Raw genomic sequence first — 16,061 nt, forward strand, 5'->3', positions numbered from 1 at the left:
GCGATCTCATGAGATTACCCTATAATTGCCTTTGGCAATTCGGGTAATGACGAGTTTCATTTGCATTATGCAGAGGTCTTAAAGGGAGAAGGGACTAAGATTTGAATTTTACCAAGCCTTTCTCGGATCAAAAGCATCTCTTACAGCCTCCCCGATAAAGACAAGCAATGTCAGCATTATAGACAACACAAGAAAGCCTGTAATACCAAGCCATGGTGCTTGCAAATTTGCCTTGCCCTGTGCCAATAATTCGCCAAGAGAAGGAGAGCCGGCAGGCAACCCAAACCCTATAAAATCAAGCGATGTCAATGTTGTAATAGCACCTGTTAATATAAAAGGTAAGAATGTTAATGCAGAAACCATAGCGTTAGGCAAAACATGCCTGAATATTATAACGGATTCGCCCACTCCCAGAGCTTTAGCAGCTTTGACATATTCAAGGTTTCTTGCCTTGAGGAACTCGGCACGCACCACCGCCACAAGGTTTGTCCAGTTGAACAACAAGATTATTATAAGTAGCCACCAAAAATTAGGGGTCACTACCGAGGCTAGTATTATCAATATGAATAATACGGGAAGCCCCACCCATATCTCAATAAATCTTTGGAATAACAAGTCAAGCGTTCCTCCAAAATATCCCTGTACCGCTCCTGCCGCTATACCTATGATAGAACCGAAAACAGTGAGGATTAAGGCGAAAAACACCGACAGCCTGAAACCGTATATGGTTCTTGCCATAACGTCACGCCCCTGATCGTCTGTTCCAAGCAGATTGTCAAAGGTCGGAGCCGAAGGTGCAGGCGTGGGAAGGTCATAGTTTATGGTGCGGTAGCTATAGCGTATCGGAGGCCATACCATCCAACCATTGCCTTTATCTTCAATAAGTTTAGTTACATACGGGTCACGGTAATCTGCCTCCGTTCCAAAATCACCGCCAAATTCCGTTTCAGCATATTGAAAAAGCACCGGAACATAAAGCTCACCTTCATATTTTACCAATATAGGCTTATCATTTGCTACGAACTCGGCAAGGATACTGATAACAAATAGTACGGAGAATATCCAAAAGGAATAATACCCCCTTTTGTTATTCTTAAAATTTGCGATACGTCTTTTTACAAGTGGTGTCATACATCTCTCCTTTCAAAATCGATTCTCGGATCGATAAGGCGGTATGTAAGGTCACCTACAAGGTTAAGGACAAGCCCTATTATAGTAAAGAAAAACAACGTTCCGAAAATAACCGGATAATCACGGCTTACCACCGCTTCAAAACCCAAAAGCCCCAAGCCGTCTAATGAAAATATTGTTTCGATAAGCAAGGAGCCTGTAAATAATATACCGATAAAAGCACTGGGGAAACCTGCAACAACAATAAGCATGGCGTTCCTGAACACGTGACCGTATAGCACCCGTTTTTCAGATAGCCCCTTTGCCCTTGCGGTTATAACATACTGCTTTCCTATTTCTTCTAAAAAAGAGTTTTTCGTAAGCATGGTAAGCCCTGCAAAACCGCTTATCACCATGGCTAGCACGGGCAGTGCTATATGCCAAAAATAATCATAAACTTTCTGCCATGCGGAAAAGCTTTCCCAACCGGGAGAGGTCAGCCCCCTAAGCGGGAATATCTGCCAATAGCTACCTCCGGCAAAAAATACTATTAAAATAATAGCAAATAAAAACCCCGGAATGGCGTAGCCTATGGAAACCAATGTACTTGTCCAAATATCAAAATTAGAGCCGTCCCTAACCGCCTTCCTGATTCCAAGGGGAATGGATATTAAATAAACCAGTAACGTTGTCCAAAGCCCCAAAGAAATGGATACGGGCATCTTATCAATTACCAGTTCTATTACCTTTTTATCCTTAAAAAAACTATCCCCAAAATCAAATACGGCATAATTTTTAAGCATATCAAAAAAACGTATATGTATAGGTTTATCAAAACCATACAACTTCTCAATTTCTTTTATCAGGTCGGGGTCAAGCCCCTGAGCTCCACGATATTTTGACGAACCGCCTGATGCTAAATTCTTATTGGCGTTGCCTGCATTCGGCATATCCCCCATATTTCCCGTAAAGCGAGCGGTTGCATCAACACCCGTATGCGTCACCTGAGCTATCATCTGCTCAACAGGTCCCCCGGGGGCAACATGTACTATTATAAAGTTTATAAGAACAATACCCAGCAATGTAGGTATCATCAGCAGCAATCTTTTTAGTATGTAATTAAACATTATACATATAGCTTTTTTATTTTATTTCAGATAAAAGAATATAGGATAATAATTAAATATAAATAATATATTCGGATAGTTTTTCAGATAATTTTCAAATAAGAATATATGTATATTTTTTACTCAATTTAATAAAGGTGATTTAACATGAAAAAAATAATTTTTTTAGCAACTACGGCAATAATTTCTTTTTCCGCTCCTTCTATGGCAAATGACCATGAAGGCAAAGGTCGTGACGGCGGCATGTTCTTTGAAAAAAAAGATGAGAATAATGACGGTTTCATTTCAAAAGAAGAATTCATGAACATGAAAAAAGGCGGTCATTACGGTAAAGCTTATATGATGAAAGAAGTTGATAAAAACAAAGACGGTGAAATAAGCAAAGCAGAGTTTTTAGAAGCTAAAGAAGAAAAGTTCAAAAAAATGGACGCTAACGGCAACGGCAAACTTACCGAGGAAGAAATAAAGTCTTACCACGAGAATAAAAAAGAAGATCGTGCCGAAAAAAAAGAAGACCGCATGGAAAACCGTGAGGGAAAATTTGAAGACATAGACACAAATAAAGACGGTAAAATCTCAAAAGATGAAATGACCGAATATCATAAATCACATAAAGGTCATATGAAGGGGAAGAAAGATTCAACTCCCCCATCAGGTGATGAATAGTACATATAAAAAAGGGAGCTAGTTAGCTCCCTTTTTTAATTAATTTTGGGAGTGTTCAATAAACATCGCTTTTGTCATGCTGAACTTGTTTCAGCATCTCTAACACGACAAAGTAGATGCTGAAACGAGTTCAGCATGACAAAAATTCCAGATTTCAGTGCAATTTTTACAAAAGCGATATTTATTAAACACTCCATTAATTTTACATATGAACAACTTTTCCGAATGCATCAAGCACCGATTCATGCATCATTTCCGATAATGTCGGGTGTGGAAATATAGTGTGCATAAAGTCAGATTCCGTAGCTTCCATTGTCTTGCCTACCAAAAATCCGTTAATAAGCTCTGTAACCTCCGCACCTATTAAATGAGCCCCCAGAAGCTCTCCGGTTTTAGCATCGAATATGGTTTTCACCAACCCTTCAGGCTCACCAAGTGCTATAGCCTTACCGTTTCCGACAAACTGAAATCTTCCTACCTTTATCTCATGCCCTGCATCTTTTGCTTTTTCTTCGGTTAACCCAACTGAGGCAACTTGTGGGTGGCAGTATGTACAACCGGGGATATTATTTTTATTTATCGGGTGGACACCGTTTAATCCGGCAATTTTTTCAACACACACAACACCTTCATGGCTAGCCTTATGAGCAAGCCATGGTGCTGATGCCACATCACCTATTGCATATACACCTGCCTCATCTGTTTCACACCACTTGTTAGTTACAATATGCCCCCTGTCAAATTTAACTTTAGTTCCCTCAAAGCCAAGACCTTCAGTGTTGGGAACAATTCCGACTGCGGTAATCACCCTATCGACTTTAATATTTGTTTCCTTACCGTTGCTGTCTAAAATAGCGGTAACACCGTCTTTAGATTTCTTCAACTCCCGAACGGTAGTTTTGGTATGAATTTTCATTCCCTGTTTTTCAAATGACTTGCGAGCCATTTTAGATATTTCCGCATCTTCAACGGGCATGACCCTATCAGCCATTTCAACTACGGTGACATCAACACCCAAAGCATTATAAAAACTGGCAAATTCTATTCCTATAGCACCGGAGCCTACCACCAATAAGGACTTAGGTGCATCATCGGGTATCATAGCTTCTTTATATGTAAGCACCTGCTTACCGTCACTTTCAAGCCCCGGTAAAGTCCTTGCCCTTGCACCTGTTGCAATAATGATATTAGGCGATTCTATATCTGCAATTTTCTTGCCGTCTTTTTCTACCTTAACCCTGCCTTTACCGTTTAGCTTCCCGAATCCGTCAAACACCTCTATCTTGTTCTTTTTCATCAAATGACCGATTCCGCCAGATAGCTGTGACGCAACTTCTCTTGAACGCTTGACTATTTTTTGAATATCAAAACTTATATCCTTAACGGTAATGCCAAATTCTTCAGCATGCTGCACAGTTCTTAGAACTTCAGCCGAACGCAGCAAAGCTTTTGTAGGGATACACCCCCAATTAAGGCATATACCGCCCAAATGGTTGCCCTCAACAACCGCCGTCTTCAAACCAAGCTGGGCAGCACGAATAGCGGCAACATAACCACCCGGTCCACCGCCTATTACAACAACATCAAATTTATTCATATCTTACTCCTTCTTTATTTTATTCAGCTACTATTTTACATACGCATATGCAAGTGCATCTATATAATTTCCATCTTTTTTAAAATATTTTTTCAACGTTCCTTCTAATTCAAAACCGTTTTTTTCCAAAACTCTGGCAGAAGCCTTATTATGAGGCAAAACAGGGGCGAATATCCTTTTTAAACCTATATCTTTTGTGCAATACCGCACCATTTCATTTATAGCTTTTGTCATTATTCCCTTGCCGAAATGTTTATCTGTCAGCCAGTAACCAAGCTCACCTTTGTGTTTATCTATATTTATTATCCCTATCGACCCGACAAGCCCCCCGTCAATATCAATAACAAAGTGCTTTTCAGGCAGAGGCTTTTTTTGCTCCGCACTTTGTATGAACGATATCCACCAATTTGCAGCGTCCATAGTACAAGGTAAATCAATAGTGGTATCCCTTGCTATTGTTTTGGTGTTCAAACCGTTAACAAATGCAAGAGCATCGGAACTTTTAAAAGGACGCATTTTAAAATTATCTTTGCTTATCTCTACCACTTCTCGTCCTTATCTGGTTTTGCCTTAATAATTATTTTGGGCTGATGTATAATTCCGTGTTTTTTGTTATATTCTTTTCTATCATCTTCCCATCTATCGGGTATTTTTGCCAGTTCTTCTTCCGAAATATCCTTATTTATTTCATCAAGCTTTAATTTACCCGATTTACTGTTAACGGAAAACATAGTGTTTATTTGTTCGCATTGAGGGCATTTCCACTTTTTACCTAATATTCTCCACAGAGTATAAAAAGGACCGGGAATCAGGAACACCACCCACAAAATTATTTCCATTCCTCTGCTTCCGGGTTTTATAGCCCTTCTCTTCCCCTGATAACCGCAATTCGTACAAATAAACTCTGCCATAAACATTAATTGTTTTTATCCAAAAGTTTTACTAAACAAATTCACGCAATGACAGCAAAAAATCAAACAAGCATAGTCACCGGTCTTTGTATAAAATCCTTAAAGACGGCTAAAAACTCCGCACCTACCGCCCCGTCTACTACCCTGTGGTCACATGACAAAGTCACCGACATAACGGTTGCAGGTACTATACTACCGTTTTTCACCACGGCTTTTTGCTCTCCTGCCCCAACGGCAAGAATACAGCCCTGAGGAGGGTTAACTATCGCGCTGAAATTCTTGATTCCATACATGCCAAGGTTTGATATACTAAATCCGCCCCCTTGAAACTCTTCAGGTTTTAGTGCATTTTTTCTTGCCCTTGCGGCAAGTTCTTTCATTTGGTTTGATATCACAGGCAGGCTTTTTTGGTCGGCATTTTTTATTATAGGCGTGATAAGTCCGCCATCGGTTGCTACCGCTACCGACACATCAACATTATTATATTGCATGATTGCATTATCCGTCCAACTTGCATTTGCCTGTGGCACTTTTTTCAGAGCCTTACCGACAGCCTTAATTATCAGGTCGTTTACCGATAATTTATAAACCGGTTGACCGCTATCAGAATCAATATAAGCAGAATCATTCAGGTCTTTTCTAACCTCAAGCAGTTTATCCAACTCGCAATCAACGCTTAAATAAAAATGCGGAACATGCTGCTTTGACTGTAACAATCTGCTTGCGATAACTTTACGCATATTATCATTAGGTATAGCCGTAACCTCAACAGGGTTTCTTACCACATTAGAGCTTGAGCCGCCATTTTTTATAGCCATCTCAATATCTGATTTTACCACCCTTCCCTTTGGTCCTGTTCCCGTAAGTGATTCAATATTTATCCCTGCATCTGCGGCCAGTCTTTTTGCGATAGGGCTTGCCTTAAAATCCGAACTTTTTGCAACAGATTCCTGCGAAGATGACGGAACAAAAACAGGAGGAGGCGTTAAACCTGCTCCACCGCCGCCTTGCGGCTGTTTCGCTGATTTCTTAGGAGTATCGCTCTTTTCGTTATCATTATCATGCTCGTCTTCAGGCTCTTCTTTTATCTCGGCTTTCTTAGGCTTATAGCTATCAATAGCCTTCTTATCCTCACCTTCTTCAAGTAATAGTGCGATTACCTCATTTACCGCAACGTCCTGAGTTCCTTCTTTTACAAGGATTTTTCCTATTACCCCTTCATCAACCACTTCAACTTCCATAGTAGCCTTATCGGTTTCAATTTCGGCAATAACCTGCCCCGGTTCCACCTTATCACCTTCTTTTACCACCCATTTTGCCAGATTCCCATGCTCCATCGTAGGTGATAAAGCAGGCATTGTAATTTCTATAGGCATTTAAAACTCCTCAATCTTTTTCATAATATTTTTTGCAGAATCCGTTGCTGACAAGTTACTAACATTAATATCAAACAAATTCTTATTTTTCGGTTCAATTAACTCAACCCCTCTTAAACTTTCAACATAATCAACATTTGAAATTTTATTACTTAGCTTTCTTTCATGTGCTGTAATTCTTTTTTTATGTTCATCACTGTCAATAATTAATCTGACTGGATAAAACTTGCTATTCCTTTTTAATGCCAGCTTTTCCACCTTTTTATATAAAACAACATCACTCTTTCTTTGCTTGACCAATTCATTGGTAAATATAAAATTTAGTTTTTTATCTGCATAATTTTCAATTGTATTAAAAACCACATTCCTAACTTTAGATATTTGCTTCCAAACATATTCGGGAATATCTTCTTCAAATTTTTGCAAAACATCAAATACCGTATCATTAACCAAATGATTATGAACTATTTTAAAATCATTCAGTTTAGAAAGCTCTTTAGCAACGGTATATTTTCCCGTACCGGCAAAACCGATTAGATAAATTACCGTATTTTGCAATTCTTAAAACTCCTCAATCAACTTGTCTTTTAAATTCACAACTTTATTATTTTTTACTTCCACACCTTCGGATTTTAATATCTGTATTTTTTTGTCCAGACCGAAAGCATAACCCGTCAAACTTCCGTCAACCCCTACTACCCTATGACATGGTATAACAGGAGCATTTTCATTTTTATTCATCGCATTACCGACGGCTCTATATGCCTTAGTGCCAAGAGCGTTAGCTATCGCCTTGTAAGTAGTAACCCTACCCGCAGGGACTTTTTTTAGTATTTCGTAGCAACGACGGTTAAATTCACTCATTTTATCTTCCTTAAACTTTTTGTCCCTTAATTCCCATTTTTGTCACCCCGTTTTTATAACGGGGTCCGGTGCGGTGTTGCAAACCCTTCCAGACCCCGTCATACGACGGGGTGACAAGAAAAAAACTAGGCAGCACTAAAGTTCATAATATAAATCCTTCCAATCAGGATTATTTTTTTCTATAGCTTCCATCTTTATTTTTCTACGCCACTTCTTTATCAGTTTTTCTTTTCTTATAGCTTCATTAACGTCATCAAAATATTCGTAATAAACTAAGTTCTTAATATTGTATTTTTTAGTAAAACCTTCAATCAAACCTTCTTTATGCTCGTAAACTCTTCTTTGTAAATCATTAGTAACGCCTGTATAAAATGTACTATTCCTAGCTTTTGCCAGTATATAAACATAATACATTATAATTCCTTTTTATTCTGCTCTCTACTTGTAACCCATCATACGACGGGGTGACAGCATTACTTATTTTTTATAACAAACACCCTTACACGCACTAACAATATCCTCGACTTGCGGCAAGGCATGTTTTTCTAAATTCGCCGCATATGGCAACGGAATATCCTTACCTGTAACACGTGTAACAGGAGCATCTAAATAATCAAAGGCTTCTTCCATAACTACGGCTGCGATTTCCGAACAAATTCCGGAAAAATGCCAACCTTCTTCTACTGCAACAATACGGTTTGTTTTCTTTACCGAATTGATAATAGTTTCAGTATCAAGAGGGCGTATAGTTCTAAGGTCTATAACTTCCGCATCTATTCCTTCTTTAGCCAGTTTTTCGGCAGCCTCAAGGGCAAACTTAACCTGCAACGAAAATGCTGTTATCGTCACATCTTTTCCCTGACGCACAACGGCAGCCTTACCGATAGGCACTAGGTAATCATCATCGTCCGGCACTTCATGTTTGAATCCGTATGTAATCTCATTTTCTAAAAATATAACAGGATTCGGGTCACGTATGGCAGACTTCAAAAGCCCTTTACAGTCCGCAGCAGAATAAGGAGCTATAACCTTTAAACCGGGAATATGTGCATACCAACTTGCATAACATTGTGAGTGCTGCGCACCCACACGGGCAGCAGCTCCGTTTGGTCCTCTAAAAACTATAGGGCATTTCACCTGACCGCCCGACATATATAAAGTTTTGGCAGCAGAGTTTATTATCTGGTCGATTGCCTGCATACCGAAGTTCCATGTCATGAACTCAACTATCGGCTTTAAGCCTGCATATGAAGCACCAACGCCAAGCCCCGCAAACCCATGCTCGGTAATCGGCGTATCTATCACCCTCTTGTCACCGAACTCGGCAAGAAGCCCTTCCGTTACCTTATAAGCACCCTGATATTCGGCGACCTCCTCGCCCATTACAAAGACATCTTTATCACGACGCATTTCTTCTGCCATTGCGTCACGAAGTGCCACTCTTACTGTTTGTTCTGTCATATTTTACGCAACCTTTTTTAAATAGCTCTTCAATTTCAAATTAGTTTTATCTACATCAAAAAAATTCGGCTCAAAATCTTTTTTCCCGATATCTTTTAACCACGCCTTTACATGCTTATACTCAGGATGTTTTTTATCTTCCAAAATATCTAATAAATCATAATACCCCCACAAACCTCCACAGTCATCAGGTGGACAAGCTTGCCTTCCTTTAATACACAAAGGCAACTCAAGCCCCTCTTTTACATCATCAAGTATTTTTTCAAGAATAATTTTATGCTCCCAATCATCACCAAAATCATACCAGTAATAAATTTTGTCTTTTTCATTTTTAAGCAAAGTATCTAGCTGTACTTCCCTCTCATCTATTATTTTATCATTTTCATCAGAAAATGGCGACGGCTCACTCATTCCGAAATTAGGTAGGGCATAAACCTCTCTCCAATCAAAGATATCTCCGCTTTCACGCCAGAATTGATGAAGATGATGTCCCTCCCACCCAAAAACTGTCTGTATAACATCATGCAACTTCGAAAGTTTAATTTCAGGCTCTACTAAAACCCTTCTCCATATTGGTGGCTTGCTTTGGTCAAGAAGTATTTTTAACTGATATGCTTTCTTACCCATATTAAATCTCCTTTACTGATATACATCCGTCCAAAGTTCGTCATAATCAGGCTCAGGACTGTTTTTACAGAACTCCACAACTTCGTTGATTTTAGCTCTAATGTCCTTATCTATATCTTTTAACTTATCTTTGTCCGCAAAATTATTATCAAGAATAAACTTTTTTAAAGTGTCGATAGGGTCTTTATTTTCCTTGAATTTTTCAACTTCCTCTTTAGAGCGGTACTTAGCAGGATCAGACATTGAATGTCCACGATATCTGTATGTTTTCATCTCAACTATAATAGGACCTTTGCCCGAACGCACATATTCCAAAGCCTCACGCCCGCCTTTTATAACCTCCTGCACGTCCATTCCGTTTACCTGCATACCCGGAATCCCCATTGACTCGCCACGATGATAAAGGTCGGTAGCATACGATGAACGCTTTACCGAAGTTCCCATTGCATATTCATTGTTCTCAATAATATAGACGACCGGCAAACGCCACAAAGCCGCCATATTGAATGACTCATAGACCTGCCCCTGATTAGCCGCACCGTCACCGAAGTAGGTAAGGCAAACATTATCGTTTTCACGGTATTTATTTGCAAAAGCGATTCCGGTTCCAAGCGGAACAGGTGCACCGACTATACCGTGACCGCCATAGAAGTGATTTTTAAGGTCGAACATATGCATTGAACCACCCTTACCCTTGGAGCAACCGTCAATACGCCCCATCAACTCCGCCAGAACTACCTTAGGGTCACTTCCGCATGAAAGCATCAAACCATGGTCACGATAAGTCGTAATTACACTATCACCCTCTTTCATCACATGCTGCATTCCCACGGCAACCGCTTCCTGACCTATATATAAGTGACAGAACCCGCCTATCATGCCCTGACCGTATAGCTGACCGGCTTTTTCTTCAAAACGCCTGATATTCAGCATTTCCTCAAACAGCTTCAAAGCAACCTTCGCTGAAATATTTGTTTCTTTTTTCTCAGATTTCAGAACGTCCTTAGACATACTTCCCGTTGTTACCACAACTTTCCCCCTAAAAGATTCAAGATTACCGTCTGATTTTACAAGGTTCTCCACCTGTAGCCAGCTATTTGTAGGGATAGATTCACGCTCTTTCCACTTTTCAATAGCTTTCCGGCTTATTTCTATACCTGCTTTTTTAAAACGCTCATGTAAAGGCGTGATTCCGCCAAAATGCTCAATAACCGAATTTACATCTAGTTTTATTTCCATGTTTTTTCCTAAACTTTAATATCCGCATTCCCCAATATGTAGGAAAAACACGCCTCAGTCAAGGATAAACTAAACAGCTACAAAAAGTAGGATAAAACAATCTAATATAAAGCTATTTCTTTCATGGAGTTACAAACCTTCTCGTTTATGCCGTAAGCAAACTTTATATCTTCGCAATTGACATTAGCATCCGATATAAGATTCTTATAAAATAATATCGCAACAAGATAGCTTCCGTTCCTGTTAGGGTGATGACCGTCACTATAAGGGTTTATACCGCGTTTATTAGCCTCATAAAAAGGAGTGCCGGTATAAACAACTCCGGTATTGAATTTTTTTGCAAATTGATAATATCCCTCTTGGGTATCTTTTAACATAGTAAAATAATCAATACCATTTTTAAAATAGAACGAACTGTTTTCATGATATGACCATGTTGAAAATAATATGATTCTGGTATCGGGCGAAACGCTCCTTATGGATTCAACAAAAGCCTTTAAATAATTATCAAAACTGTTCTTGCCGTTAACACTAACCATTGTCGAACTTTGCCCTTGAAAAATTATGTAATCCCATTTTTTTGAATTTATCTTTTGTAAAGCTTGTTTTTTTTCCCAATGTTTTTCCAGTGTAAAGCCTCCATATGCAACGCTATCACTTTCAATATAGTAAGCACTGTTACCGTTAAATTTTGAAATTGCTGAAAGCATATCGGGCATTTGATTGTAATACGTAAAGCTATTACCTATAAAAAGAACTTCCACCTTCTTTCTTTTAGATAAGCCCTTGTTAAACTCTAATGCGAAAACTTTAGGGGAAAAATTGAAATAAATACTAGCACCTATCGCCCCGAAAGACACTAAAATAAATATCCTTAAAACCCAAAGAGCATTTGAGTATTTCTTTGTAAAATTCATTTATCACCTTTTAAAAAAAATTAATATAAACTATCCAAGCCATACATCTTTAAGGAGGCATCACCATATATTTTTGCAGATTTTGGCATAGCCTTATTCAATATGCCGTAAGAAACACCTTCCAAAATAGCCGATATAACCGAATACGGGTCGGAATCTGCTGCTGCAACCCTATGTTCTATCCTACGGTTTTCAGGTTCCGCCGTGGTGGCAGGCAACCGCAAGGCTACAGTCCTGTTATTCCCACCCCAGCTAACGGTAGAGGGAGCATCTTTGCCTTTTTTCAAACGCTCATAACAATTTTCGTATGGAGCAAAAACCTGCATATACTCAGGCATTTTTTCAAGCAAGCCGCCTATTGCATATTTCATAAACTCACTTTCTTCTTCGCCTTTTTTTGCGAATATATTTTTGCCATCTTTATCAAGCAAACTAATATGAATATGCAATGAGTTCCCATATACGCTATCAAACGGCATAGCAGAAAAATCGGCATCTTTAAATGACTCCCTGATTTTTAAAATTTCATCGGCAATTGCAACTACGTCATTTTTGTGAGTAATACTTATTTCCCACTGATTTTCACCCTTTTCCTCTTTTATATCCAAATATTTTATTTGCCGTTCGTCACAATTTTTTTTGATTAAATCAATGCCGGAATTTTTTTGGTAAAATTCAATCTCCGCACCTATTACGGGCATAAAAAAAGTGTCAGAGATAAATTTCTCCGACACTTTCTTTAGCTTATTTCTTTCGGTCATTTATTTAAACGCTTACGCTGCAAGTGTATTTTCTATCCACTCCACAAGACCGCTTTTCGGTAAAGCACCAACCTTAGTTGCAACCGGAGCACCGTCTTTGAAAATTATCAAAGTAGGTATGCCACGCACGTTATATTTAGCAGGAGCATCAGGATTTTCATCAATATTCACTTTGAAAACGGAGATTTTATCACCCATTTCATTTGCAATGTCATCAATGACCGGAGATAGTTGCTTACAAGGACCACACCATTCGGCCCAAAAATCAACTAATACGGCACCTTGTGCTTTTATTACATCTTTTTCAAAACTTTTATCTGTAGTATCAGAAGCCATTTTGTTACCTTTCAATAATTTATACAGAACACCATATATAAACCTATTTTTATATTTTTCAAGTACAGTAATATTCTTTTGTATATAGTATTGTTTAATAGTCCCTTAACAAAACTAACAATTGAACATTTTATATAAATTGTTTAAAACTATAGCCTGTGTAATTTATTTAATTAATAGGTAAGAAATGTCAGGAATAGAAACCGTAAAATTTCCCGCAGGAGCGGTAGTATTTAAAGAAGGCGATAATCCTGACGGGGTTTATTTTATTTTATCAGGCGGTGTAGAAATATCAAAAACAGCAGGTAACGCAAAAGTATCATTGGCAAAGCTAGGGGCTGATTCGGTATTCGGTGAAATGGCTCTTATAGACAGCAATCCTCGCTCCGCCACCGTCACCACCGTTGCCGACACAGAGTGCATGAAAGGAACCGCAACTAATTTCAAGTCCTTAATCGAAAAACTAGATACGGAAGTTAAAAAGCAAATGGAAGAACTTGTTACCATGATAAGGGACAAGAACAAGCTTCAAAAACCGCAAATGACCCCTCAAGATACTGCCGCACTCAATGCACTGAAGCAAAAAGCACAACAGAAGAAGGCACAGATTATGGCTAATCAGGCACTTCTTGGCAAAGTGGGTTCTCTTGACCCCTTTATGAACGGAGTATTTAATAGCCTGTTAAGATTATTGGTAGGTTAAGTCACTCGTCATACTATGGCTTGACCATAGTATCCGAGCTATTTAACACTTCGTTCGTGCCGAAAAGATAAATACGGTAATTCCTTCCGTACCCTAGTTGTCATCCCTGTGAATTTTCGTAGAAAATTATAGGGGGATCTTGTGCCGTTTATAGAAGATCCCCGCACGTAGGCGGGGATGACATTAAAATAGGTGGAAGTTAATTTAAAGGACTATAAGTTTTTTTGCATCAGTTCAATTCGATAAGCATAAAAATTACTCACCCACACAAAAGCTGACTATATTAGTAACTTAAGTGGCTAATTAAACAAGATCTTATATTTTTTTCTTTTATTAAATTGAATTTCCATGTACAAATTAAAATTCAAGGTTTTTTTATTTTAAAAGAGGTTAGAATATGAAGAAAGCTGTTGTCAATCCAACTCTCACTCAAATTAGCAAGCATCTACAAGGAAAAGTAAAAAGAGAACAACGACAAGGAACGCAAGCCGGACAAAGTGTTTTTGATAGAATACCCACCCCTGAAAAATTCCAAGAACAATTAGAAATGATGAGAATAAGTCATTTAAACACCATTAATGAGTCACCTATAGAATCGCAGTTAGAATTACATTATAAAGTAAGTCAGGACTCTAAAAGCAAATCCAAGATAGACCTAACCGACCCTCCGGCAAGAAAAATAACAGGACGCAGCAAAAGTTCCGAAAAAATGTCAACTATTGAGGAAATAGACTCCACCGCAGAAACGGTTACATATAATTTTAATTCGGGTAAGCCCTTACGTATAACCGTTGAGCCTCCTCAAATAGAGAAAAGCATCTCATGGGCTAACCTTTTTGAAGACCCACAGCACGATTCATATGCCGAACAAATTAAAAGCTCGATTCCGCAAAGGGGCTTGTAACCACACTTGCATAAGTACCATATTTTTAAAACTACAATCATAGATTAAAAAATTTTAATTTTTCTCTATTTACTAGTTAAAAAATAATTATATTGTGCTTATAATCTGTCTGCAAAATTTTTATCCAACTTAAAGTTAGAGAATAATATATGAGCATGCTCTCGCAATTAAAAGAAAACATTGACGAAATCCTACAAAACGTCAGTGGCGGTGCCGATAACGAATTGGTTCAACAGGTAAAAAAAGCTATCCAATCCGAGCAAACCGAACTTTTCACCGAGCTTTTAAAGAATGAACCCGACAAGCTTTTTTCCGTTCTTAGAAAAATCAGCCCTATATTAAAAACTCAGAACGGCTATATGATAACGCTTTTTGATGATGTTCAAGAAGCCTTGACCCGTAACGACGTTTTTACAGTGGCACCTTATGCTCCTAAAATGGATCCGTCCGTAGGTCCTTATATGCTGGCAAGGGACAATACGGAAATTAATTATCGTGATAAATCCATAATGCGTGTGGTTTTACGTATGAATGACCTTCCTAAAATAAGGGATATGGTAAAAAAATATACCGACAAGGCTCTTGATGAGTCAAACGGCAGCATTGAAGTGGTAAGCAAAATCTCAAGAGGCGTTCCGATTCGTGTAACACAGGACTATTTCGGCTTTAACGCTGAGGAAAAAGACTTGTTTAAGTGGTCGTACCAAACACAGGCAGATATGTTCCACAATCTTACCAATGATGAGGAAACACACAAGCAAAATATCGCCGCAGGTTCACAGATGAAAGAATTCCTATCAGGCGAGATAGTAAAAAGACGCAAAGCTATTAAAAAAGACCCGTCACTTGATGACTCGTTCAGCCGCCTGATAAAAATTGTAGACGGAAGCAGTGATAGTTGCGACTTTGACGATGAAAGGATTATCACAAACGTTATGGGGCTTTTAGTAGGAGGTGTTGAAACAACTTCTCAGGCTATAGTTCAGATACTAGACCAGCTAATCCGTGTGTTCCCTGAAAAACTTGAAGAAGCAAAAGGCTACGCCAAATCAAACGATAGCGAAAAATTTGATGCTTATGTATGGGAAGCACTACGTTTCAATCCTATCAATCCGTTCGTAGCAAGGCTATCGTCGCAAGACTATGTATTAGCGGCAGGTACACCACGTGAGGCCAAAATTCCAAAAGGTTCGGTGTGCCTGATTTCAACACGCTCTGCAATGAGGGACGAAAAACAGATACCCGATGCCGAATCATTCAAAACCGACAGACCCAACTATCATTATATGCATCTTGGTTTCGGTGCACATGAATGCTTAGGAAAATACGTCGGTATGGTTGAGATAACCGAAATAGTTAAACAGATTATCCTGCGTGACAACCTAAAGGTAAAACAACCTATTGAATTTACGAACGGAAGCCCTTTCCCTGAAAAATATATTTTAAGTTTTAATTAAACCAA

General features: G+C 38.7%; 19 protein-coding genes. 4 read left to right on the forward strand and 15 right to left on the reverse strand.

Features of this window, described 5'->3' with window-relative positions; all coding sequences use genetic code 11:
- Window positions 1–108: 108 nt before the first annotated feature.
- Both O2942_02205 and O2942_02210 read right to left on the reverse strand, forming a co-directional pair.
- A complete protein-coding gene (locus O2942_02205) occupies window positions 109–1,131 on the reverse strand; it encodes an ABC transporter permease (protein MDA0781060.1) in 1,023 nt (340 codons plus the stop codon).
- Window positions 1,128–2,237, reverse strand: coding sequence for a microcin C ABC transporter permease YejB (locus O2942_02210; protein ID MDA0781061.1), 1,110 nt, complete (start codon window positions 2,235–2,237; stop codon window positions 1,128–1,130). Before O2942_02210 ends, O2942_02205 begins: the two co-directional genes overlap by 4 nt.
- A gap of 147 nt (window positions 2,238–2,384) precedes the next feature.
- Here O2942_02210 and O2942_02215 point away from each other — a divergent pair, with 147 nt between their 5' ends.
- Complete coding sequence (locus O2942_02215; protein ID MDA0781062.1) at window positions 2,385–2,903, forward strand: EF-hand domain-containing protein; 519 nt, start codon at window positions 2,385–2,387, stop codon at window positions 2,901–2,903.
- Window positions 2,904–3,105: 202 nt separating this feature from the next.
- Here O2942_02215 and lpdA read toward each other — a convergent pair whose 3' ends face one another.
- From lpdA to trxA, 13 genes are all read right to left on the reverse strand, one after another.
- The gene (gene lpdA / locus O2942_02220; protein ID MDA0781063.1) at window positions 3,106–4,500 is read right to left on the reverse strand and encodes a dihydrolipoyl dehydrogenase; all 1,395 of its coding nucleotides are present in this window, start codon (window positions 4,498–4,500) and stop codon (window positions 3,106–3,108) included.
- A 30-nt stretch (window positions 4,501–4,530) separates the two neighbouring features.
- Window positions 4,531–5,046, reverse strand: a complete 516-nt coding sequence (locus tag O2942_02225) for a GNAT family N-acetyltransferase (protein ID MDA0781064.1) — start codon at window positions 5,044–5,046, stop codon at window positions 4,531–4,533.
- Window positions 5,040–5,411 (reverse strand): hypothetical protein, encoded by a 372-nt coding sequence (locus O2942_02230; GenBank protein MDA0781065.1) that lies wholly within the window; start codon window positions 5,409–5,411, stop codon window positions 5,040–5,042. The genes O2942_02225 and O2942_02230 overlap by 7 nt, the downstream gene beginning before the upstream one ends.
- Window positions 5,412–5,473: 62 nt before the next feature.
- A complete protein-coding gene (locus O2942_02235) occupies window positions 5,474–6,787 on the reverse strand; it encodes a pyruvate dehydrogenase complex dihydrolipoamide acetyltransferase (GenBank protein ID MDA0781066.1) in 1,314 nt (437 codons plus the stop codon).
- A complete protein-coding gene (locus O2942_02240) occupies window positions 6,788–7,345 on the reverse strand; it encodes an AAA family ATPase (protein MDA0781067.1) in 558 nt (185 codons plus the stop codon).
- 3 nt (window positions 7,346–7,348) lie between these two features.
- Window positions 7,349–7,651, reverse strand: coding sequence for an MGMT family protein (locus O2942_02245; protein ID MDA0781068.1), 303 nt, complete (start codon window positions 7,649–7,651; stop codon window positions 7,349–7,351).
- A 135-nt stretch (window positions 7,652–7,786) separates the two neighbouring features.
- Window positions 7,787–8,065 carry a GIY-YIG nuclease family protein gene (locus O2942_02250; GenBank protein MDA0781069.1) on the reverse strand — a complete coding sequence of 93 codons (279 nt, stop codon included), beginning with the start codon at window positions 8,063–8,065 and terminating at the stop codon, window positions 7,787–7,789.
- Between the two features lie 63 nt (window positions 8,066–8,128).
- Window positions 8,129–9,112 (reverse strand): pyruvate dehydrogenase complex E1 component subunit beta, encoded by a 984-nt coding sequence (locus O2942_02255; GenBank protein MDA0781070.1) that lies wholly within the window; start codon window positions 9,110–9,112, stop codon window positions 8,129–8,131.
- A 3-nt stretch (window positions 9,113–9,115) separates the two neighbouring features.
- Window positions 9,116–9,739, reverse strand: a complete 624-nt coding sequence (locus O2942_02260; protein ID MDA0781071.1) for a plasmid pRiA4b ORF-3 family protein — start codon at window positions 9,737–9,739, stop codon at window positions 9,116–9,118.
- 12 nt (window positions 9,740–9,751) lie between these two features.
- A complete protein-coding gene (gene pdhA / locus O2942_02265) occupies window positions 9,752–10,750 on the reverse strand; it encodes a pyruvate dehydrogenase (acetyl-transferring) E1 component subunit alpha (protein MDA0781072.1) in 999 nt (332 codons plus the stop codon).
- Window positions 10,751–11,079: 329 nt separating this feature from the next.
- Window positions 11,080–11,895 (reverse strand): hypothetical protein, encoded by an 816-nt coding sequence (locus O2942_02270; protein ID MDA0781073.1) that lies wholly within the window; start codon window positions 11,893–11,895, stop codon window positions 11,080–11,082.
- Between the two features lie 20 nt (window positions 11,896–11,915).
- On the reverse strand, window positions 11,916–12,656 hold the full coding sequence (locus tag O2942_02275; protein MDA0781074.1) for a hypothetical protein: 741 nt from the start codon (window positions 12,654–12,656) through the stop codon (window positions 11,916–11,918).
- Between the two features lie 12 nt (window positions 12,657–12,668).
- Window positions 12,669–12,992, reverse strand: a complete 324-nt coding sequence (gene trxA, locus O2942_02280; GenBank protein MDA0781075.1) for a thioredoxin — start codon at window positions 12,990–12,992, stop codon at window positions 12,669–12,671.
- Between the two features lie 187 nt (window positions 12,993–13,179).
- Between trxA and O2942_02285 the strand changes: the two genes are divergently transcribed.
- The 3 genes from O2942_02285 to O2942_02295 all read left to right on the forward strand — a co-directional run bounded on the left by O2942_02285 (window position 13,180) and on the right by O2942_02295 (window position 16,056).
- The gene (locus O2942_02285; protein ID MDA0781076.1) at window positions 13,180–13,695 is read left to right on the forward strand and encodes a cyclic nucleotide-binding domain-containing protein; all 516 of its coding nucleotides are present in this window, start codon (window positions 13,180–13,182) and stop codon (window positions 13,693–13,695) included.
- Between the two features lie 397 nt (window positions 13,696–14,092).
- A complete protein-coding gene (locus tag O2942_02290; protein MDA0781077.1) occupies window positions 14,093–14,599 on the forward strand; it encodes a hypothetical protein in 507 nt (168 codons plus the stop codon).
- Window positions 14,600–14,748: 149 nt separating this feature from the next.
- Window positions 14,749–16,056, forward strand: coding sequence for a cytochrome P450 (locus O2942_02295; protein MDA0781078.1), 1,308 nt, complete (start codon window positions 14,749–14,751; stop codon window positions 16,054–16,056).
- The last annotated feature ends 5 nt before the right edge of the window (window positions 16,057–16,061 follow it).

The organism is Pseudomonadota bacterium, from assembly GCA_027620075.1.
Classification (GTDB): domain Bacteria; phylum Pseudomonadota; class Alphaproteobacteria; order Rickettsiales; family UBA6187; genus 1-14-0-20-39-49.

Bases quoted from the DNA above. Each gene is read 5' to 3' on its own strand.
- O2942_02205 (MDA0781060.1), bottom strand. From the start codon at position 1,131: ATGACACCACTTGTAAAAAGACGTATCGCAAATTTTAAGAATAACAAA.
- trxA (MDA0781075.1), bottom strand. From the start codon at position 12,992: ATGGCTTCTGATACTACAGATAAAAGTTTTGAAAAAGATGTAATAAAA.
- O2942_02250 (MDA0781069.1), bottom strand. From the start codon at position 8,065: ATGTATTATGTTTATATACTGGCAAAAGCTAGGAATAGTACATTTTAT.
- O2942_02215 (MDA0781062.1), top strand. From the start codon at position 2,385: ATGAAAAAAATAATTTTTTTAGCAACTACGGCAATAATTTCTTTTTCC.
- O2942_02245 (MDA0781068.1), bottom strand. From the start codon at position 7,651: ATGAGTGAATTTAACCGTCGTTGCTACGAAATACTAAAAAAAGTCCCT.
- O2942_02275 (MDA0781074.1), bottom strand. From the start codon at position 12,656: ATGACCGAAAGAAATAAGCTAAAGAAAGTGTCGGAGAAATTTATCTCT.
- O2942_02230 (MDA0781065.1), bottom strand. From the start codon at position 5,411: ATGGCAGAGTTTATTTGTACGAATTGCGGTTATCAGGGGAAGAGAAGG.
- O2942_02295 (MDA0781078.1), top strand. From the start codon at position 14,749: ATGAGCATGCTCTCGCAATTAAAAGAAAACATTGACGAAATCCTACAA.
- O2942_02235 (MDA0781066.1), bottom strand. From the start codon at position 6,787: ATGCCTATAGAAATTACAATGCCTGCTTTATCACCTACGATGGAGCAT.
- O2942_02270 (MDA0781073.1), bottom strand. From the start codon at position 11,895: ATGAATTTTACAAAGAAATACTCAAATGCTCTTTGGGTTTTAAGGATA.
- lpdA (MDA0781063.1), bottom strand. From the start codon at position 4,500: ATGAATAAATTTGATGTTGTTGTAATAGGCGGTGGACCGGGTGGTTAT.
- O2942_02255 (MDA0781070.1), bottom strand. From the start codon at position 9,112: ATGACAGAACAAACAGTAAGAGTGGCACTTCGTGACGCAATGGCAGAA.
- pdhA (MDA0781072.1), bottom strand. From the start codon at position 10,750: ATGTCTAAGGACGTTCTGAAATCTGAGAAAAAAGAAACAAATATTTCA.
- O2942_02290 (MDA0781077.1), top strand. From the start codon at position 14,093: ATGAAGAAAGCTGTTGTCAATCCAACTCTCACTCAAATTAGCAAGCAT.
- O2942_02210 (MDA0781061.1), bottom strand. From the start codon at position 2,237: ATGTTTAATTACATACTAAAAAGATTGCTGCTGATGATACCTACATTG.
- O2942_02285 (MDA0781076.1), top strand. From the start codon at position 13,180: ATGTCAGGAATAGAAACCGTAAAATTTCCCGCAGGAGCGGTAGTATTT.
- O2942_02260 (MDA0781071.1), bottom strand. From the start codon at position 9,739: ATGGGTAAGAAAGCATATCAGTTAAAAATACTTCTTGACCAAAGCAAG.